Annotated in this window: 15 protein-coding genes and 3 pseudogenes; 10 read left to right on the plus strand and 8 right to left on the minus strand. The window is 62.9% G+C overall.

Features of this window, described 5'->3' with window-relative positions; genetic code table 11:
- Positions 1-38: 38 nt before the first annotated feature.
- Entirely contained in the window at positions 39-1,667 is a 1,629-nt protein-coding gene (locus MHI61_RS12635; protein ID WP_064685859.1) for a CTP synthase, read from the plus strand.
- Positions 1,668-1,739: 72 nt separating this feature from the next.
- Positions 1,740-2,208 (plus strand): annotated as a pseudogene (locus tag MHI61_RS12640) (SRPBCC family protein).
- Between the two features lie 45 nt (positions 2,209-2,253).
- Here the strand turns inward: MHI61_RS12640 and MHI61_RS12645 are convergent.
- Entirely contained in the window at positions 2,254-3,342 is a 1,089-nt protein-coding gene (locus MHI61_RS12645) for a citrate synthase/methylcitrate synthase (RefSeq protein ID WP_239792261.1), read from the minus strand.
- Positions 3,343-3,425: 83 nt separating this feature from the next.
- Between MHI61_RS12645 and MHI61_RS12650 the strand changes: the two genes are divergently transcribed.
- From MHI61_RS12650 to MHI61_RS12670, 5 genes and pseudogenes are all read left to right on the plus strand, one after another.
- Complete coding sequence (locus MHI61_RS12650) at positions 3,426-4,571, plus strand: citrate synthase (RefSeq protein ID WP_239792262.1); 1,146 nt, start codon at positions 3,426-3,428, stop codon at positions 4,569-4,571.
- 136 nt (positions 4,572-4,707) lie between these two features.
- Entirely contained in the window at positions 4,708-5,226 is a 519-nt protein-coding gene (locus MHI61_RS12655) for a FecR domain-containing protein (RefSeq protein WP_097579338.1), read from the plus strand.
- Positions 5,227-5,231: 5 nt separating this feature from the next.
- Positions 5,232-7,088, plus strand: a complete 1,857-nt coding sequence (locus MHI61_RS12660; protein ID WP_239792263.1) for an adenylate/guanylate cyclase domain-containing protein — start codon at positions 5,232-5,234, stop codon at positions 7,086-7,088.
- Positions 7,089-7,186: 98 nt separating this feature from the next.
- Positions 7,187-9,158 (plus strand): annotated as a pseudogene (locus tag MHI61_RS12665) (DEAD/DEAH box helicase).
- A 118-nt stretch (positions 9,159-9,276) separates the two neighbouring features.
- Positions 9,277-9,946 (plus strand): annotated as a pseudogene (locus MHI61_RS12670) (50S ribosomal protein L11 methyltransferase).
- Positions 9,947-10,030: 84 nt separating this feature from the next.
- Here the strand turns inward: MHI61_RS12670 and MHI61_RS12675 are convergent.
- The 6 genes from MHI61_RS12675 to MHI61_RS12700 all read right to left on the minus strand — a co-directional run bounded on the left by MHI61_RS12675 (position 10,031) and on the right by MHI61_RS12700 (position 16,468).
- Positions 10,031-10,705, minus strand: a complete 675-nt coding sequence (locus MHI61_RS12675) for a hypothetical protein (RefSeq protein WP_239792264.1) — start codon at positions 10,703-10,705, stop codon at positions 10,031-10,033.
- 94 nt (positions 10,706-10,799) lie between these two features.
- Positions 10,800-12,023, minus strand: a complete 1,224-nt coding sequence (glp, locus tag MHI61_RS12680; RefSeq protein WP_239792265.1) for a gephyrin-like molybdotransferase Glp — start codon at positions 12,021-12,023, stop codon at positions 10,800-10,802.
- Positions 12,020-12,517: a cyclic pyranopterin monophosphate synthase MoaC gene (gene moaC / locus MHI61_RS12685; protein ID WP_239792266.1), complete on the minus strand. Its 498-nt coding sequence runs from the start codon at positions 12,515-12,517 to the stop codon at positions 12,020-12,022. Before moaC ends, glp begins: the two co-directional genes overlap by 4 nt.
- A gap of 1 nt (position 12,518) precedes the next feature.
- A complete protein-coding gene (gene trpC / locus MHI61_RS12690; RefSeq protein WP_239792267.1) occupies positions 12,519-13,331 on the minus strand; it encodes an indole-3-glycerol phosphate synthase TrpC in 813 nt (270 codons plus the stop codon).
- 9 nt (positions 13,332-13,340) lie between these two features.
- On the minus strand, positions 13,341-14,357 hold the full coding sequence (trpD, locus tag MHI61_RS12695) for an anthranilate phosphoribosyltransferase (RefSeq protein WP_097579331.1): 1,017 nt from the start codon (positions 14,355-14,357) through the stop codon (positions 13,341-13,343).
- A gap of 221 nt (positions 14,358-14,578) precedes the next feature.
- Complete coding sequence (locus MHI61_RS12700; RefSeq protein ID WP_239792268.1) at positions 14,579-16,468, minus strand: peptidylprolyl isomerase; 1,890 nt, start codon at positions 16,466-16,468, stop codon at positions 14,579-14,581.
- Between the two features lie 225 nt (positions 16,469-16,693).
- Between MHI61_RS12700 and MHI61_RS12705 the strand changes: the two genes are divergently transcribed.
- Positions 16,694-16,975, plus strand: a complete 282-nt coding sequence (locus MHI61_RS12705) for a hypothetical protein (RefSeq protein WP_004672489.1) — start codon at positions 16,694-16,696, stop codon at positions 16,973-16,975.
- Positions 16,976-17,054: 79 nt separating this feature from the next.
- Here MHI61_RS12705 and MHI61_RS12710 read toward each other — a convergent pair whose 3' ends face one another.
- Complete coding sequence (locus MHI61_RS12710) at positions 17,055-17,309, minus strand: GlsB/YeaQ/YmgE family stress response membrane protein (protein WP_239792269.1); 255 nt, start codon at positions 17,307-17,309, stop codon at positions 17,055-17,057.
- Between the two features lie 520 nt (positions 17,310-17,829).
- On the opposite strand from MHI61_RS12710, the gene MHI61_RS12715 reads away from it, so the two are divergent.
- Both MHI61_RS12715 and MHI61_RS12720 read left to right on the plus strand, forming a co-directional pair.
- Positions 17,830-17,985 (plus strand): entericidin, encoded by a 156-nt coding sequence (locus MHI61_RS12715; RefSeq protein WP_183913785.1) that lies wholly within the window; start codon positions 17,830-17,832, stop codon positions 17,983-17,985.
- A 501-nt stretch (positions 17,986-18,486) separates the two neighbouring features.
- Positions 18,487-19,380, plus strand: coding sequence for a transglutaminase family protein (locus MHI61_RS12720; protein WP_239792270.1), 894 nt, complete (start codon positions 18,487-18,489; stop codon positions 19,378-19,380).
- The last annotated feature ends 10 nt before the right edge of the window (positions 19,381-19,390 follow it).

Raw genomic sequence — 19,390 nt, forward strand, 5'->3', positions numbered from 1 at the left:
TGGTGGAATCGTTTTTGAAAAGGTATCCGGTGAATCCCATGGCGCGATACGTATTCATCACTGGCGGCGTGGTTTCCTCCCTCGGAAAAGGAATCGCGGCCGCGGCTCTCGGAGCCTTGCTGCAGGCTCGTGGTTATCGGGTCCGGCTTCGCAAGCTCGACCCCTATCTGAACGTGGATCCGGGCACGATGAGCCCGACCCAGCATGGCGAGGTCTTCGTCACCGACGACGGCGCGGAAACCGATCTCGATCTCGGTCACTATGAGCGCTTCACGGGGCGTTCAGCAACCAAGACCGACAACATCACCACCGGCCGCATCTACAAGAACATCATCGACAAGGAACGGCGCGGCGACTATCTCGGCGCGACGGTGCAGGTCATCCCGCACGTCACCAACGAGATCAAGGATTTCGTCACCGAAGGCAATAAGGACTACGATTTCGTCATCTGCGAAATCGGCGGCACGGTCGGCGACATCGAGGCGATGCCCTTCATGGAGGCAATCCGCCAGCTCGGCAACGACCTGCCGCGCGGCACCGCCGTCTACGTGCATCTGACGCTGATGCCCTATATTCCGGCGGCCGGCGAACTGAAGACCAAGCCGACCCAGCACTCGGTGAAGGAATTGCAGGCGCTCGGCATTCATCCCGATATCCTGCTGGTGCGCGCCGATCGCGAAATCCCGGAAGCCGAACGCCGCAAGCTCTCGCTGTTCTGCAATGTGCGCCCGTCCGCCGTCATCCAGGCGCTCGACGTCGCCAACATCTATGACGTGCCGATGGCCTACCACAAGGAAGGCCTCGACGACGAAGTGCTTGCCGCCTTCGGCATCGAGCCGGCGCCGAAGCCGCGCCTCGACCAGTGGGAAGAGGTCTGTAATCGCATCCGGACGCCGGAAGGTGAAGTGACGATCGCAATCGTCGGCAAATATACCGGCCTCAAAGATGCCTATAAATCGCTGATCGAGGCGCTGCATCACGGCGGCATCGCCAATCGCGTCAAGGTCAAGCTCGAATGGATCGAGTCCGAGGTCTTCGAGAAGGAAGATCCGGCCCCCTATCTGGAAAAGGTGCATGGCATCCTGGTGCCGGGCGGCTTCGGCGAGCGCGGCTCGGAAGGCAAGATCCATGCGGCCCGCTTTGCCCGTGAGCGCAAGGTGCCGTATTTCGGCATCTGTTTCGGCATGCAGATGGCCGTCATCGAGGCGGCCCGCAATCTCGCCGATGTGCCGGCGGCTTCGTCGACCGAATTCGGCCCGACGAAAGAACCGGTGGTCGGCCTGATGACCGAATGGGTCAAGGGCAACGAGCTGCAGAAGCGCACCGCGGCCGGCGATCTCGGCGGCACGATGCGCCTCGGCGCTTACAAGGCGGCCCTGAAGAAGGGCACGAAGATCTCGGAAATCTACGGTTCGACCGATATTTCCGAGCGTCATCGCCACCGCTATGAGGTCAATGTCGACTACAAGGACCGGCTCGAGAGCTGCGGCCTCGTTTTCTCCGGCATGTCGCCGGACGGCGTTCTGCCGGAGACGATCGAATATCCCGATCACCCCTGGTTCATCGGCGTGCAGTATCACCCCGAACTGAAGAGCCGCCCGCTCGACCCGCATCCGCTGTTTGCCAGCTTCATCGAAGCTGCGACGGAACAGAGCCGTCTCGTCTGACGAATGCGCATACCAGATCGCGCCGCCGTCGCGCGATCTGGATAATGGCGATGCTTGCACTATGTTGGCGGCATGGCAGCCCGCAGTACGACCGTCACACGCTTCATCGCCGCGCCGTGCGAGCGCATCTACCGTGCCTTTCTCGATGCGGAAGCCGTCGCTACATGGCTACCGCCTGATTCGATGACCGGTATTGTCCACGCCTTCGAAGGCCGGGAAGGCGGTGCCTTCAGCATGTCGCTCGTCTACCCCGACGACGAGGCGTCACAGCTAGGAAAAACCTCTGACAAGACCGACAGATTCGAGGGCCGCTTTGCCAGAACTCGTGCCTGACGAACGGATCGTCTGGGCGACCGTATTCGACTCCGAAGACGAGGGCTTTTCAGGCGAAATGACCGTCAGCACGATCTTGTCGCCTGCTGACGGCGGCACCGACGTGACGATCGTCTGCGAAAACATTCCCGCCGGTATCCGGCTTGAAGACAATGAAGAAGGTTGCCGCTTGACGCTCGACAAACTTGCCACTTTCGTCGGTGGTTGAGATTGGCGGCGAATCAAGGGCATGCCTCGCCGACGAATCCAAGTGTCAGGCTGCAGCCGGCAATGGTCCGATATAGACCGAACGCGGGCGAATCAGCCGGCCGTCGAGCGCCTGTTCGCGCGCATGCGCCAGCCAACCGACGGTACGGCCGATTGCAAACACGCCGGTGAAGGCTTGCCGCGGGAAGCCGAGGGCTTCGAGCAGGAGCGCGGTATAGAATTCGACATTGACGTCGAGCGGCCGGTCCGGCTTGCGCGCCTTCAGGATCGCCAACGCGGCGGCCTCCACGGCTTCCGCCAGCGCACCGCGGGCGCTGTCCACCTGTCCCGACGCGATCAGCGGCTTCAGCGCGCCTTTCAGCGCATCGGCGCGCGGATCGCGGACGCGATAGATGCGGTGGCCGAAGCCCATCAGCCTTTCGCCGCGATCGAGCGCCTCGCCGAGCCAACGGCCTGCATTCTCTGCCGTTCCCACGGCATCCAACATGTCGAGGACGGGCCCGGGCGCGCCGCCATGCAGCGGTCCCTTCAGCGCGCTCAGCGCCGCCAGCACGGAAGAGGTGAGGCCGGCCTGGGTCGAAGCGATGATCCGCGATGCGAAAGTCGAGGCGTTGAGGCCATGGTCCGAGATCGTGACGAGATAGGTATCGAGCGCCGCCACCTGCTCCTTGCCCGGCAATTTTCCGGTCAGCATACGCAGGATATCGGCTGCCTGCGAAAGCGCGGGATCGGGCGCGATCGGCTTTTGGCCGCGCTGCAGCCGCAGTACTGCGGGCAGGAAGACTGCGGGCGCTGCCAGAAGGTGGAGCGCGGTGTCGAAATTCTCGCCGTCGGGCAGCCGGGCGATGAGCGCCCGCATCGCATCGACCGGCGGCAGGGCCAGCAGGGCAGCATCGGCGGCCTCGACATGGGCGAAAACCCTGGTTCGCGCTTTCGCCAACCAGCCGCGCAATTCCGCTTCATCGAAGCTTCGCTCCATCAGGCCGTCGAGCAGCAATGCGGCGACGCCTTCATAGCTGCAGTCTGCGACGAGATGATCCAGCGATACGCCGCGGATGATCAGCCGCCCCGCTTCGCCATCGACATCCGAGAGCTGCGTTTCGGCGGCGATGACGTCTTCCAAGCCATTTTTCATGTTGTTTCTCCTTTACGACAAGGATGATCCGACCTAGTCTCGTTGACGTCAATCTTGATGCAATTGATCAATATGAGGCTCCGATGCCGTGGCTGACCGCCGAGGAGGCGCTGCAGGCGCTGAAGACCAAGCCGCAGACGCTTTACGCCAATGTCAGCCGCGGGCGTATCCGCGCCAAACCCGATCCTGCCGACCCGCGCCGCAGTCTCTACCAGGCTGCCGACGTGCAGCGGCTGGCCGAACGCCATGCCGGCCGGCGCAGGGCCGAAACGGTTGCCGCCGAGACGATCCGCTGGGGTGACCCGGTTCTCTCCTCGGCGATCTCCACCATCATTGCAGGACGGCTTTTCTATCGCGGACGGGATGCCGCGGATTTCGCCGAGGCGGCGACGCTGGAGCAGACGGCGGCACTGCTCTGGAACGGTGCGGAAACGCTGTTCTCGGGCACGGTAGCCGGAAATGGCCCGCCGTCGCTTCAGGCTGCGTTCCTGGCGCTGGCCGGACGGGTGACGGCGGATCTGCCATCGCTCGGCCGATCGCAGGCCGCCCTGCGGCGCGAGGCGCACGGCGTTCTCTCCACCATCGCCGATGCGCTGGCGCCGGGGCCTGCGGCCCAGCCGCTGCATCTGCGGCTGGCGGCAAGCTGGGAACGGCCGGATGCCGCCGATTGCCTGCGCCGGGCGCTGGTACTGCTTGCCGATCACGAACTCAATGCCTCGGCCTTTGCGGCGCGGGTCACCGCCTCGGCGGGTGCCGCACTTTCGGCCGCCGTGCTTTCCGGCTTGGCAACGCTCACGGGGCCACTGCACGGCGCCGCCTGGCAAGGCGTCGACGCCTTGATCGAGTCATCGTCGACGCTCGGCGCGGAGCAGGCGATCCGCCGCTCGCTTGTCCAGGGAAATCACCTCTCGGCCTTCGGCCATCCGCTCTATCCCGATGGCGATATCAGGGCTTTGGCGCTGCTGTCGCATTTTTCCCTGCCGCCGCAATTTGCCGCGCTTCGGGAAACCGGCGAGGAGATGGTCGGCTTGAAGGTCAATGTCGATTTCGCGCTTTCCGCCATGGCGGCCGCCTTCGATCTGCCTCGAGAGGCACCGATCATCATTTTTTCGCTTGCCCGTTCCACCGGCTGGCTGGCGCATGCGATGGAGCAGATCGAGAGCGGGGAGTTGATCCGGCCGCGCGCGCGTTATGCCGGGCCGGCGCCGCAGATGAGAAGCGGTCCCTGAGAATTCGCCGTTGGTCTCACCGGTCTACTTTTTCGCCTAGGGAAATATCGGAATTCGGCTATCATGGTTGATATGGAAGAAGACGGTTGGCGGGCGCTTTCGCAAAAGCTGTTTCGCACGGTCACGGGGGCTTTCCATGCATACGACCCTTCGCAACCTGTTTGTCGCCGCGCTGGCTGCCGGCCTCATTCCGCATGAGGCGGCCTTGGCGCAGTCTGCGGGCTGCGCGATATCGCGTGACGCCGGCGCCCGTCAGGTGCTGAGCTGCCCCGGCGGCGTCAAGGTGACGGCAGAAGCCGGCGCGTCTTTCCGCCTCTCCGACCGTAATCGTGACGGCAGTCCCGATTCGGCGTCGCTACGGAGCAAGGCCATCCTCGTCGATGTCGACAGCAGTCAGCACACAGGTGGCTTCCAGGTGGTGACGCCGCAGGCGATTGCTGCCGTGCGCGGCACGCAATGGGCTGTCGACGTCGCAGGCGGCAAGACCTCGGTGCTGGTGGTCAGGGGCAGCGTTGCCGTCCGTCGGCCGGCCGGCGAGCCGGTGGTGCTGTCGCCAGGTGAGGGCGTCGATGTGACCAGCTCAACCGAACCTCTTGTTGTGCGCCGCTGGCCGGCGCCGCGCGTCGCTGCCCTTCTTGCCCGCCTCGGCCAGTAAATATCATGAGCCATCGCCTGCTGACCGTGATCGCGCTGTTGTTTGCCGGTCTCTGGGGGGCGGCGCTCGGCTATCTCAATCTCAACGGCGAGGTCGGCCTTCTCGACCGGATGGAGGCCACGCTTGCGGATATCCGCAGCCTCGTCGTCGGCGCAAGAGAGCCGCCACCCGTCGTCTCGATCGTCGCGATCGATGACCGCACCGCCGCCGCCCATGGCTATCCGCTCGACCGGGCGACGCTTGCCCGCCTTGTCGACGCGATCAATGCGGGCAAGCCGAAAGCCCTGGCGCTCGACATTCTGCTCGTCGATCCGGGGCCGGAGGAGGGTGATGCGGCGCTGACCGCCGCCTTGCGCCAGGGGCCAACCGTCATCGCGGGCGCGGCCACCTTTGCGCAAAGCAGGCAGCGGGTCACCGATGCCGGCGAGGATCCGTTGGCCGCCATCCCCAAGGCAAACCAGCTTCTGTTGCCGCTCCCGCGTTTTGCCGAGGCGGCCGCGGTCGGCATCGTCAATGTCGCAACCGATCAGACCGGCACGCCGCGTTTCATTCCTCTGATTTCGCGCAGCGCCGACCGGCTGGATCCGGCTTTTCCGTTGCGTGCCGCCTCGGTGGCGCTCGGCGCCGATCCCAGTATCGAACGTGATGCCGTCATGCTCGGAGCGCTGCGTATTCCCACGGATATCGGTCAACGTCTGCCGCTGACCTTCTATGGCGGGCGCGGCAGCATCGCCACCTTCAGCGCCGCCGATGCGCTTGACGGCAAGCTGCCGGCAGCGGCGGTGGACGGCCGCATCGTCGTCATCGGTTCGACGGTCACCGGCGGCGGCGATGTGTTCCCGACACCGTTCGATCCCGTCATGCCCGGCGTCGAGGTGATGTCGACGGCAATCATCCATCTCGTCACCGGCGACGGCATGGTGCGCGATCGCAGGATGAGGCTGATCGATGCCGGCATTGCCATTGGCCTGGCGCTCCTGCTCGTTTCGCTGATGGCTTGGCGGCGGAGTGCTGCGGGTTACCTCATCATGGTGCTGGTGCTGGTGGTCTGGGCCATGCTCAATCTGTCGGCCTTTGCCCATGGCTACTGGTTGAGTGCGGCGCTACCGATCGCCGCGGCGCTGCCGCCGGCGTTGGTGCTCGGTGCGGCCGAACTCTGGCTCGACCGCGGCCGCGCCCGCCATTTCGCCGAGCAGAGCGCGCTCCTGCAGCGCATCGAGGCTCCCGGCCTGGGCGAATGGCTGGCGCGCGATCCGAATTTCCTTGCCACGCCGGTGCGCCAGAACGCTGCGGTTCTCTTCATCGATCTCTCGGGCTTCACGGGTCTCAGCGAAAAGCTCGGACCGGTCAAGGTTAGCGAAGTGCTCAGCGGTTTCTTCGAAATCATCGACGAGGAGGCCCGCTCTCACGGTGGCGCCATCACCAGCTTCATGGGCGACGGGGCAATGATCCTGTTCGGCCTGCCGCAGCCGGCCGATGACGATGCCGCCCGCGCCGTCGCCTGCGCGGTCGGTCTCTGCGAGCGGACGCGGGCCTGGCTTGGCGCGCATGCGGGCTTTGCCGAGAAGAAGGTCGGCTTCAAGGTCGGCGCCCATTGCGGCCCGATCGTCGCCTCACGGCTCGGCACCGGCGACCGGCAGCAGATCACGGCGGCGGGCGACACCGTGAATGTCGGCAGCCGGCTGATGGAAGTCGCCGCCCGCAACGGCGTCGAGCTGGCGCTGAGCGCCGAAATCGTCCGTGCTGCCGGTCCCGACAGCGCGCTGCTGCAGGCCGGCCGGATGGAAGGGCCGTTGGAAACGGAGCTGCGGGGCCGGGCAAGCCATATCGACGCTTGGCTGTGGCGCAGCCGCACGCTTTGACAATCGCTGCGGGAGCGGCTAGGAACGGCGCAAATATCCCGCCGGCTGGCTCCGGCCATGGCGCATTTCGCGCGTGACAGCTCCGAAAGATCGAACTCATGACAGAATTCAACGGCGTCGTTCCGGCGATCGCCAAGGCGTTGCAGAAGCGCGGTTACGCCGAACTCACCCCGGTGCAGAAGTCGATGCTCGATCCTGATCTTGCCGCATCCGACGCTCTGGTTTCCGCCCAGACCGGTTCCGGCAAGACCGTCGCCTTCGGGCTGGCACTGGCGCCGACACTGCTTGAGGGCAGGGAGCGCTTCGGCAATGCCGGTGCTCCGCTCGCCCTCGTCATCGCCCCGACCCGCGAGCTTGCCCTGCAGGTTAAGCGCGAGCTCGAATGGCTCTATGAGATGACCGGCGCAGTGATCGCCAGCTGCGTCGGCGGCATGGACATCCGCAGTGAGCGCCGTTCGCTCGAACGCGGCGCCCATATCGTCGTCGGCACGCCGGGCCGGCTCTGCGATCATATCCGCCGCAACGCGCTCGACATGTCGGAGCTGAAGGCCGCCGTACTCGACGAGGCCGACGAAATGCTCGATCTCGGATTCCGGGAAGATCTGGAATTCATTCTCGAACTCGGCGCCGGACGAGCGCCGGACGCTGATGTTTTCGGCAACCGTGCCGGCGGCGATCGCCAAGCTTGCCAAGAGCTACCAGCGTGACGCGGTTCGCATCAGCACCGCGGCCGAGGCAAAACAGCATGTCGATATCGAATATCGGGCGCTGATGGTCGCTCCGAGCGACCGTGAGAACGCGATCATCAACGTGCTGCGTTATTACGAGGCGACCAACGCCATCGTCTTCTGCTCGACGCGCGCCGCCGTCAATCATCTGACCGCGCGCTTCAACAACCGCAATTTCTCCGTCGTCGCGCTTTCCGGGGAGCTGACGCAGAACGAACGCACCCACGCGCTGCAGGCGATGCGCGACGGACGCGCCCGCGTCTGCATCGCGACCGACGTCGCCGCTCGCGGCATCGACCTGCCGGGTCTCGATCTGGTCATCCATGCCGACCTGCCGACCAATCCGGACACGCTGCTGCACCGCAGCGGCCGCACCGGCCGGGCGGGACGCAAGGGCATCAGCGCCATGATCGTGCCGCTGAATGCACGGCGCAAGGCTGAGCGCCTGCTCGAGAATGCCGGCATTTCTGCTGCCTGGGCGCGGCCACCGTCGGCCGAAGAGGTGAACGAGCGCGACGACGAACGGCTGCTCGCCGATCCGATCTTCAGCGAAGCGCCGCAGGAGGAAGAGCAGGCGCTGGTGCAGCAGCTTCTTGCGAGCCACGGCGCCGAAAAGCTCGCCGCCGCCTTCCTGCGTCTCTACCGCACCAATCATTCGGCGCCGGAGGATCTGATCGAGGTCACCGTGCAGGACGGGGGCAGCCGCAAGCGCCGCGACAATGCCGAGCCATACGCGCCGGCACAGAAGGGACCGCGCGAGGATTTCGGCCCCAGCGCCTGGTTCTCCGTCTCGGTCGGACGCAAGCAGAATGCCGAGCCGCGCTGGCTGATCCCGATGCTCTGCCGCAACGGCAATGTGACGAAGCGCGAGATCGGCGCGATCAAGATGCAGCCCGAGGAAACCTTTGTAGAGATTGCCTCGGCAAGCGCCGACAGCTTCCAGGAGGCGCTCGGACCGAACAAGACGCTCGAACGCGGCATCCGCGTGACCCGGCTTGCCGGTACACCGGATTTCAGCCGTGCTGCGGCGCAGAAGCCCTATGCCGGCAAGTCGTCACGTGACGAACAGCCGGGCGATAACTTCCGCGATGAACGGCCGAAGAAGAAGTTCGGCAAGGGTTCGGGCGGCGGATATGCCGCCGCCGAGAATGTCAGCGGGGAGAAGCGGGATAGCAAGCCCTGGAGCAAGAAACCCGGCAAGCCTGGCTTCGATGGCCCGAAATCCGACAAGCCCAGATATGACAAGCCGAAATTCGAAGGCGCCAAATCCGAACGCCCGAAATACGAGGGCAAGGGCGGTGCCGGGCCGAAGAACAAGTTTTCGAAGAAGAAGCCCGGCTGATTTTGCCGCAGCCCTTCGCCGGTTCGGGCGGAGGGCTTTATCTGACGGTATGCGGCATCTCGCCATGAAGAACTATTGAATTGTTGGATTTTATAGCGGGACAGGGAGCATGACGACGATGAAACGCTCCGGCACACCGCGTCCCGATCCGGCCGCCTTTATTCTGGCCAAGCTGCCGATTTCACCCGTCCCGGCCATTCCCGAAATCCTGCTGCATACGGCAGGACCCGCGAGTGGGCTTTGGCGGCTTGCCGGCCGGGGAGAGACCGACCCAGCGCCCTACTGGGCCTACCCCTGGGCCGGCGGCGCCGTGCTTGCCCGCCATCTGCTCGACCGGCCGGAGGTGGTCGCCGGCCGCCGCGTCGTCGATCTCGGCGCCGGCTCCGGGCTTGTCGCCATTGCGGCGGCCAAGGCCGGAGCTGCCGCGGTCACGGCGGTCGATGTCGATGCCAATGCCATTGCCGCAATCGGTCTCAACGCTGCGGTGAACGGCGTGAACATCCTGGTCGTCACCGCCGATATCATCGAGGCACCGCCACCGGAGGAGACGGATATCCTCGTTGTCGGCGACCTGTTCTACGATCCCGCGCTTGCCTTGCGGGTGATGGCTTTCCTGCGGCGTTGCCAGGCCTCCGGCATCGAGGTGCTGATCGGCGATCCCCATCGCGCCTACCTGCCGCAGAAAGAACTTCAGCGGATTGCGAACTCATGCGGTTCCGGATTTCGGCGGGGGTCGGGGGGGTGACCCTGTTCAGGCGGGCGTCTTTTCGCTTGTCAGCAATAGCTGAAAGGCGAGATCAATAATTAGTCTTGCTGCCGCCTTATCCGCTACCCGAGCCAAAGGCTGCGTGCTTATTGAAGACGGAGTGCCTTTATTTTCCGTCATCGACGCAGATGCCGGCTGAACGACAAGATTCAGGATCAATGCCAAAGGTAGCTGAAAAAGACTCGTCAAAACATCTATTGTCTGATGAATAGTCCATTTCGATCAGAGCAAACCATTTCTTTGTGGCTCTCGTCGGATAATAATCTTCTGTCTGGTAGTAATACCTTCCAAAACATTGACGTGGTTGTGCTGCCTTCGGCAAAATTCCATATTTTATAAGATCCTGAAATTCATCTTGTTCTGACGATATCTCCTTTTCGATGAAGTCAGTGACAATCGGCTGGAGTTCCGGGTAGTTTGCAACACAATTGCGTACGATCTGGTCCTCATTACCTTTATGCGCGAAGACGATGTAGCCGATGTCTGCCGCTGGCTTGCGCGCCTCAAGCTTGCTTCCATCCAGGATCGTATGGCCTTTCAGCACACTGAGCTTTTCAATCAGCGACCGGTACCGCCTGAGATGCTCGGCCATGCTATCAGAGCAAAGAATAAGTGTTTTTGGCGTCGCCGCGCCTTTCAGATCGGGCGTTAGCCACTCAATCGCCCAGGGGGCATCGGCGGCGGAAGATGGTTCCAACGCGGGGCTTCCTTGCACTGCCGCAACGGCGGCCGAACAGGCTGCGAGAAGGATGACAGCCGACATCGTGCACCTGGATAACATAAACCTGCCCTACAAATGTGGCTCCTGCTGCCCTGATCGGCCGCGAGAGTGGAAAAAGATCGCCCGGAGATCGAAATAAATTGAAACTGCAATATCAGCCGAGGAGGTCCGGCCGCAACAGCATGACCGGGCAGGGCGCTCCGGCCGGCAATTCCGGTGCATGCGGTGGGCGGATGATGAGGCAATCGGCTTGCGCAAATACTTTCATCATCGAGGAATCCTGCTTGGCGAAGGGCTCGGCCAGCCAGTTTCCGGCGGCGGACTTCGACAGTTTCGCCCTGATATAGTCTTGCCGGTGGTCGTTGGCGCGCAGCGTGACGGCCGCCTCCATCGTCGCCTCGCGTCGCACCGGCGGCAAGGAGGCAAGTTTTCGGATCAGCGGCTCCAGGAAGAGCAAGGAGCAGACGAGGCTCGAGACCGGATTGCCGGGCAGGCCCAGCACATGCGTCTCGCCGAAGCTGCCGACCATCAGCGGCTTGCCGGGACGCATGGCGAGGCGCCAGAAATCGAGCTGCATGCCGGCCTCGATCAGCGTCGCCTGGACCAGATCATGATCGCCGACCGAAGCGCCGCCGAGCGTGACGATGACATCGGCCCCGGCGTTCCGCGCCGCGTCGATTGCCGCGGTGATCCTGGCCTTGTCATCCGGGACGATGCCGAGGTCGAGCACATCGGCGCCGGCTTTGCGGGCAAGGGCTGCAATGCCAAAAGTATTGGACGCGATGATCTGCGAAGGGCCGGGCGTGCTTCCGGGCGGCAGCAATTCGTCGCCAGTCGCAAGGATGGCGACCAGCGGGCGCCGGAGCACCTCGACATCGTCCCGGTTCATGCCGGCTGCGACCGTCAGCCGCGAGAAATCGAGCACCGTGCCGGCGGGCAGCACAGCTTCGCCTTCGACGAAATCCTGGCCGCGGGGACGCACATGCTGACCCTGCCGGACGGGGAAATTGGTTCGGATACCGTCTTCGATCTTCTCAGCATCCTCCTGCAGCAGGACGCTGTCGGCGCCTGGCGGAACCGGCGCGCCGGTGAAGATGCGGACGGCTTCTCCGTGGCCCACGTTTCCTTCGAAGCCGTGGCCAGCGGCCGAGGTGCCGATGACCTTCAGCACAGCGCCCGGCTCCGGCGCGTCTTCGCGGCGCAGCGCATAGCCATCCATCGCCGATGCATTGAAGGGTGGCTGTGTCAGGCCGGCCGTGAGATAGACGGCAAGGACGCGACCCTCTGCTTCGGCGAGCGGCAGCGTCTGCGATGCTGCGACCGGCTTTGCCCGAGAGAGCAGGCGGTTTTGTGCCTCGGTGACCGGGAGCAGGTTCATCTCGCCTCCGGATAACGGAAATCGCCGGATTTGCCGCCGGATTTTTCGAGCAGCCGGATGCCGCCGATCTCCATTGCCTTGTCGGCGGCCTTGGCCATGTCGTAGATCGTCAGGCACGCGACGGAGACGGCAGTCAGCGCCTCCATCTCAACACCGGTCTTGCCTGTCAGCTTGGCGGTTGCCGTGACGCGCAGGCCGGGCAGGGCCGCATCTTCCGCGATCTCGACCGTCACCTTCGTCAGCATCAGCGGGTGGCAGAGCGGGATCAGATTGGCGGTCTGTTTGGCGGCCATGATGCCGGCAAGGCGGGCCGTGCCGATGACATCGCCCTTCTTGGCATTGCCTTGGCGGATGAGAACGAGCGTTTCCGACGCCATTCTCACATGGCCTTCGGCGGTGGCGACGCGCACCGTCTCGGCCTTGTCGGAAACATCGACCATATGCGCCTCGCCTGACGCGTCGATATGGGTGAGGCCGGGCTTTCCGCCGCTCATCTCATTCGGCCGCGATTGCCGCTTCGCCGATGAGCAGCGCGCGGGTGGCGGCCGTCACGTCGTCCTTACGCATCAGGCTTTCGCCGACCAGGAAGGTATTGATGCCGGCGGCCTGCAGGCGCTTGCAATCGGCATGGGTGAAGATGCCGCTTTCGCCGACTAGGAGCCGGTCATCAGGAACCATCGAGGCAAGCGTCTCGCTGACGGTCAGGCTGACTTCGAAAGTCCTGAGGTTGCGGTTGTTGATGCCGATAAGCGGCGAGGAGAGCTTCAGCGCGCGTTCCATTTCCGGCGCGTCGTGAACCTCGACCAGAACATCCATGCCGAGCGAAAAAGCTTCGTCCTGCAAACGCTCCGCCTCATCATCGGTCAGCGACGCCATGATCAGCAGAATGCAATCGGCGCCCCAGGCGCGGGCCTCATGGACCTGATAGGTCTCGAACATGAAGTCCTTGCGCAAAGCGGGCAGGGCGCAGGCGGCACGTGCCGCCGTCAGAAATTCCGGCGTCCCCTGAAAGCTTGGCGTATCGGTGAGCACGGAAAGGCAGGCCGCGCCGCCGGCTTCGTAGGCCTTTGCCAGCGCCGGCGGATCGAAATCCGGACGAATGAGACCCTTGGAGGGGCTGGCCTTCTTGATCTCGGCGATCAGACCGAAACGGCCGGCCTCACACGTGGCCGTGAGCGCCTGGTGAAAACCGCGCGGCGCGGACTGCCCGGCCTGCATCGCCTTCAGGTCGGCCAGCGACACCGTCGCCTTGGCGGCGGCGATTTCCTCACGCTTGTAGAGTTCGATCTTCTTCAGGATATCGCTCATCCGGCAATCCTAATCGATATCGTTGGAAACGGCGATGAGTTTGTCGAGAGCGAGCGCCGTGGCGCCGCTATCGAGCGAATGCGCGGCAAGCGTCATGCCGTCGCGGATCGTTTCGACCTTGCCCGAGATGACGAGCGAGGCGGCAGCATTGGCCAGCGAGACATTGCGGTAGGCGTTTTTCGCGCCGCCAAGAACCTCGCGAAGTGCCGCAGCATTGGCGACACCATCGCCGCCCTTGATATCGGCGAGCACACAGGGGCTGACGCCGAAGTCGGCGGGTGACAGCTCGAAGGTGCGGATCTTGCCGTCTTCGAGGGCTGCAACCTTGGTGATGCCGGTTGTGGTGATCTCGTCGAGACCGTCGCCATGGACCACCCAGACGCATTCGGAGCCGAGATCGCGCATGACTTCGGCCAGCGGCACCAGCCATTGCGGCGAAAAGACGCCCAGCAGCTGGCGGCGGACACCGGCCGGATTGGAGAGCGGCCCCAGAAGATTGAAGATGGTGCGGGTGCCGAGTTCGACGCGGGAGGGGCCGACATGGCGCATGGCGGAATGATGAAGCTGCGCGAACATGAAGCCGACGCTGGCCTCGGCAATGCAGCGGGAAATGATCTCGGGACCGACATCGATATTGACGCCGAGTGCAGCCAGATTGTCGGCCGCGCCGGATTTCGAGCTCAGCGCCCGGTTGCCGTGCTTTGCCACCGGCACACCGGCGCCGGCGACGATCAGCGCCGCCAGCGTCGAAATATTGTAGGTGCCGCTGGCATCGCCGCCGGTGCCGACGATGTCGATGGCATCGGCCGGCGCCTCGACGGTCAGCATTTTCGACCGCATGGTGGTGACGGCGCCGACGATCTCGTCGACGCTTTCGCCGCGTACGCGTAGCGCCATCAGGAAGCCGCCGATCTGCGAAGGCGTCGCCTGGCCCGACATCAGGATGTCGAAGGCAGCACGCGCCTCGTCACGCGTCAGCGGCTCGCGACTTGCGGCCTTGGCCAGGAACGGCTTCAGATCGGTCATAAAACCTCCCAAAGCATGACACCGGAGCGGCGTTCGGGGACGTCATGCTCTAACTGTTGAACTCGACAGGATTCAGATTTAGGCCACCGCGCCTAAAATCATCCTGTTCTAGAGCATGATGCCGAAAAGTGTGAGCGGTTTTCGGGCGACATCATGCTCTAACTCTTTAATTTAGAACAGGATTCAGATTTTAGGCCGACCAGGCCTAAAATCATCCTGTTCTAGCGGGCCGCCGTTTGTTCGGCGAGCGTCTGGTTGACCTCAGCGCCGTACTGCGTCTGCAGCAGGTTGACCATCTGATCGAGGATATCATCGCCGGCGGCGTTGGCCATGGCGGTGAGCTGGGCATCGCGGTTGTTCAGCACATCGGTCGGCTGGCTGTTGACCTCGGTGACCTTCATCAGGATCTGCGTCGAGGGATCGGCGCCGACCGCGCTCGCCACCGTGTCGACAGGGCCGGAGAAGGCGGCCTTGACGCCAGCGCGGCCGAGAACCGCATCATCGGTGGAGCGGGTAATGCTGCTCTTGCTTTCGACGGCGATGCCGAGCGGCGCCGCAATGTCAGCAAGGGCGGTGCCCTTTTGCGCCTCGGCCTTCAATTCGTCGGCCTTTTTGGCGAGCTCGGCCTTCTGCTGCTCCGCCGTCCAGTCCTCGATGGCTTTTTCGCGCACCTCGGCGATCGGGCGGTCGCGGTCCGGCGTGATTTCGCGGACGTTGAACCAGACATAGCCGTCATTGCCGATCGGAAGCGGCGGCGCATCGACGCCGACCTCGGTCTTGAAAGCTTCCCCGAGCAGCTGCTGTTTGACGGGGATATCCTTGACCTCTTTGCCGTCCTTGTCGGCACCGGTCGCGTCGACTGCATCGACGGTCATGGCCTTGAGCTTCAGCTGGGTGGCAATATCTTCAAGCGTGGCGCCGCCGGCGCGCAGATCCTCGATCTGGTCGTGAACGTTGATGACTTCCTGAGAGGCATTGGAAAGCGCCAGCTGCTTGCGGATCTCCTCCTTCACCTCGTCGAAATTCTTCACCGTCTCCGCCTTGATGTTGGTGATGCGCAGGATGACAGGACCGAAGGAGCCGTCGACAACCGGCGTCGTGCCGCCATCCTTCGAAACCGCGAAGGCGGCATCGGCGACAGCCTGGTCGGGAACCTTGTCCTTGGTGAATTCGCCAAGCAGCACGTCGCTTGCCGTCTTGCCCTGGTCGGAGACCAGCTGATCGAAGCTGGTGCCGCTCTTCAGCGCGGTTTCGGCGGCGGCGGCAAGATCCTTGCTGGTGAAGGTCAACTGCTCGATGGTGCGGCTTTCGGGCGTACGGTAGCTATCTTTGCCCTTATCGAAAGCCTCGCGGACCTGGTCGTCGGTGACGGTCGCGGCATCGGCGATGTCGGCCGGCTGCAGCTTGAGATAGGCGATCTTGCGATATTCCGGCGCACGGTAACGCTGCTTGACGCCCTCGAACCAGGTGGCCAGCACGTCGTCGGCCGGCGCCTTGATCGGTTCGATATTGGCGTTGGTCAGCAAGAGGTAGTCGACAGTGCGGCTTTCATCGCCATAAAGCTTCATTGCGTCGACCAGCGTCTTCGGCGCGGTGAAGCCGTTGGAAACCGCATCGACGATCTGGCCGCGGACGGCGACCTTGCTGCGCTCCTTGATGTAATCGTCCTGGCCGATGTTGGCATTGCGCAGGCGCGAGACGAACAGCTCCCGATCGAACTGGCCGTTGACGGCCTTGAACGCCGGATCATCGCCGATCAGCTGGGCGAGGCGATCCTCGGACAGGCCGAGATTCATGTCTGCGGCGAGCTGGTCGAGCGAGGCGCCCGCAATCAGCTGAGAGAGGACCTGCTGTTCGACGCCGAAGGCACGCGCCTGTTCCGGCGTGAGTCGCATGCCGAATTGCTGGCCGAGGCTTGCCACCTGACGCTGATAGGCGAGGTGGAATTCGTTGACGCCCACACGCTGATCGCCGACGGTCACGACCGTGGTGCTGTTGCCACCTGATATCAGCTCGCGCGATACGCCCCAGACGCCGAAGGAGGCGACCAAGAGAAGCAGGAGCAGCTTGGCAACCCAGGTCTGAGCAGCTCTTCTCAGAAAATGGAACATGGAAACGCAAACCTCGCAGTATTCATTGACCCGCGACCCGCGCGCGGGCAGACATTCGACGTTCCTTAGAACAAACCCGACAGGAAATGAAGGGTTGTCACGCGAAAACTGCGCAGAGCGGCGGTGGCGACGCAAGGCGTTGACGGCAAACAAAAGATCGGCTTCGGCGGAACCTTTCGGGCCGCCATTTCGTTGAAGCGGCATCCCATGAAACAGGAGCAGACCATGGCAGATTTGAAAACCGCTTCCGCCGAATCCACCGCTGCGCGCGTCAAGGCGGATATCGCAGCAGACGATCTGTCGGCGCAGGTCACGGCACTCCGTGAAGATCTGTCCAGATTGACGGACAGTGTGCGGGCGCTGGGGCAGGGGGCGAAGTCGGTGGTTACGGACGAAGCTTCGCTGATGACGGAACGGCTGCGCGACAAGGTTCGCGAAGAACCGATCATGGCGCTCGCGGTGACGGCGGGCATCGCCTATGTTTTCGGCCTGCTGAGCCGCCGCTGATACGGAATTCCGGACAGAAAAAAGCCGGACGCAAGGCGCGCCCGGCTTTGAGTGATGTCTGACAGTTATGTCTGGAGCATCAGCGGCGAATGGCGCGGCCAATGAAAATCAGAAGGCAGGCACCGACGAAGCCGGTGATCAGGTAACCCAGCCAACCGGCCAGCGGCTGAATGTGCAGGAGACCGAGAACCCAGTTGGCGACGATCGCGCCGACGATGCCAAGCAATATGTTCATGAGCAGGCCCATACTGCTGCTCATGGCTTTTTCCGCCAGCCAGCCGGCGATACCGCCGATGATGATGGCTGCAATCCAACCCACGCCTGCGCCTTCCATGGTAATCCCTCCTGGTAAACCGACTCGCAGGAAAGCACGAAACCGCAGAAAGTTCCACTCATGGAGGAACTTAGGCGATTATGGCTGCAACAGGGTGACCGGCGTCTCCAAAAGGTAGGCAATCAGCTGGAACAGCAGGCCAGCTACAGCAAGCACCGCGAAGCCGAAAGGCATGATCAGGCTTTTGCTAGACATTCTTTCCTCTCCCCCTTTGAGTAAAGAATAAGCCCATGTGCGGTCGACGCAAGACTATAATTAACCGATAGTTAAGAATGATATTTAAATAAAATTGAATATACTGCCAACGTATTAGGATGATCCGCTGCCACAGGTAACGAAATACACGGACTACTGGCAATATCACCGTTACTAGGCAAACAATTCAACATTTCCTGGAGTTTTTACCTGACGTAACCTGGACCATAGGGCGCCGGAACATGCCCCGTTTTGATGCACGGATTGATTTTGGCGCGGAGTGCATCATTTTTCCTGGAGTTCGGCTCTATCAGGGAAAAACTCGATGTCAAAAGCTGCGATCGCCTTTGCCTGCCTCTGCCTGCTGACGCTTTCCGCTTGCGGCAATACCGCCTACGGACTGAAAAAGGATGGGCAGGAGGCCAGCCACGCAATGGACAACGCGACGCATCGGGTGCTCTCGGCCGGCGCCAAGAAATAACGACAGCAGCGAAACGCGCGCCGTCACCGAGCGGCCAAGCTTACATGAAAAAAGCCCGCCTGGGGTGAGGCGGGCTTGGCATAACAGAGAGAATGGACGGATGGAAACCGTCTCGACTAATACAGCATTTCCTTAAGCGTATGGCCTTGCGTCATTCGACGTAACGCGGCCGACAGATTCCGGCCGCGACCGCCAGGATCGGGTTTAGAAGTTGCCCCAATTCTGAGCGCGGGCACGGGCGCGAATAATCCGATATTCGCGACCGCCATAGAGCGAACCGATGGTCAGCAGAAGCGTCAGAACGTCCCAGATGATATACATGTTATCCTCTCAGGTTGGACGGCTCTGCCGTCAATCGGTGAAGGTACAATAGCAATCTTTCAAACCTGCTTATATGACAAGAAATCGGGATAGGCGGGGAAGCAGGAAGGGCGCTTCATGAGGAGACGGAGTCGCCATCTTGGGAGCAGTAAGGGTGAATAGATCAGCCGGTGGCGGGCCATGACAATTTTCTCCGTCCGCCATATCACGGCCTATCGTTACCGCAGAGACGTCGATTTCGGCGAGCATCGCCTGATGTTCCGGCCACGCGACAGTTTCGACCAGCGACTGATCGAGGCGTCGCTGACGACCTATCCGGAGCAAAGCCATGTGCGCTGGATCCACGATGTTTTCGGCAATTGCGTGGCGCTCGTCGATTTTTCGCGGCCGTCGTCCGAGCTTCGTTTCGAAACCTGGATTACGCTCGACCACACACCCCAGCTCGCCCCGGATATTCGAATCGACGAGGCGGCGCTCACCTATCCCTTCTCCTACGACAAGGACGAAATCGCCGATCTCGCGCCGGCGATGCAGCGCCACTATCCCGATCCGGGCGATGAGATCGGCCGCTGGGCGCGCCGGTTTGTGCGCCTGGGGCACCCGACTGAGACGGGGCACCTGCTGATGACGCTCTGCTATGCCATTCGGGAAAGCTTCGTTTATGCGCGGCGCCATGAACATGGGACGCAGGCACCGCTTGAGACCTTGCATCTTCGCTCCGGCACGTGCCGGGATTTCGCGCTTCTGATGATGGAGGCAGCACGCACGCTCGGCCTGGCAGCGCGATTCGTCAGCGGCTATGTTTACGTTCCCGATCGGGACGGCTCCACCGTGCTCGGCGGAGGCTCTACACATGCATGGTGCCAGATCTATCTTCCCGGGGCCGGGTGGGCGGAGTTCGATCCGACCAACGGCATCGTCGGCAACCGCGATCTCATTCGCGTGGCCGTTGCCCGTGATCCGCGCCAGGCCGTTCCTTTGAGCGGCAGCTATGACGGCGACGGGTCGGATTTCGACAGCATGACGGTGCAGGTCAACGTGACCACGCAGCAGGCGGCGTTAAAAGAGGGGTAATGGTGGATCG

Origin of the sequence: Rhizobium sp. K102, from assembly GCF_022385315.1 — a bacterium.
Lineage (GTDB): Bacteria > Pseudomonadota > Alphaproteobacteria > Rhizobiales > Rhizobiaceae > Rhizobium > Rhizobium croatiense.

Coding starts and splice junctions, on each gene's coding strand:
- MHI61_RS12635 (WP_064685859.1), top strand. CDS start 39: ATGGCGCGATACGTATTCATCACTGGCGGCGTGGTTTCCTCCCTCGGA.
- MHI61_RS12645 (WP_239792261.1), bottom strand. CDS start 3,342: ATGAAAAATGGCTTGGAAGACGTCATCGCCGCCGAAACGCAGCTCTCG.
- MHI61_RS12650 (WP_239792262.1), top strand. CDS start 3,426: ATGCCGTGGCTGACCGCCGAGGAGGCGCTGCAGGCGCTGAAGACCAAG.
- MHI61_RS12655 (WP_097579338.1), top strand. CDS start 4,708: ATGCATACGACCCTTCGCAACCTGTTTGTCGCCGCGCTGGCTGCCGGC.
- MHI61_RS12660 (WP_239792263.1), top strand. CDS start 5,232: ATGAGCCATCGCCTGCTGACCGTGATCGCGCTGTTGTTTGCCGGTCTC.
- MHI61_RS12675 (WP_239792264.1), bottom strand. CDS start 10,705: ATGTTATCCAGGTGCACGATGTCGGCTGTCATCCTTCTCGCAGCCTGT.
- glp (WP_239792265.1), bottom strand. CDS start 12,023: ATGAACCTGCTCCCGGTCACCGAGGCACAAAACCGCCTGCTCTCTCGG.
- moaC (WP_239792266.1), bottom strand. CDS start 12,517: ATGAGCGGCGGAAAGCCCGGCCTCACCCATATCGACGCGTCAGGCGAG.
- trpC (WP_239792267.1), bottom strand. CDS start 13,331: ATGAGCGATATCCTGAAGAAGATCGAACTCTACAAGCGTGAGGAAATC.
- trpD (WP_097579331.1), bottom strand. CDS start 14,357: ATGACCGATCTGAAGCCGTTCCTGGCCAAGGCCGCAAGTCGCGAGCCG.
- MHI61_RS12700 (WP_239792268.1), bottom strand. CDS start 16,468: ATGTTCCATTTTCTGAGAAGAGCTGCTCAGACCTGGGTTGCCAAGCTG.
- MHI61_RS12705 (WP_004672489.1), top strand. CDS start 16,694: ATGGCAGATTTGAAAACCGCTTCCGCCGAATCCACCGCTGCGCGCGTC.
- MHI61_RS12710 (WP_239792269.1), bottom strand. CDS start 17,309: ATGGAAGGCGCAGGCGTGGGTTGGATTGCAGCCATCATCATCGGCGGT.
- MHI61_RS12715 (WP_183913785.1), top strand. CDS start 17,830: ATGTCAAAAGCTGCGATCGCCTTTGCCTGCCTCTGCCTGCTGACGCTT.
- MHI61_RS12720 (WP_239792270.1), top strand. CDS start 18,487: ATGACAATTTTCTCCGTCCGCCATATCACGGCCTATCGTTACCGCAGA.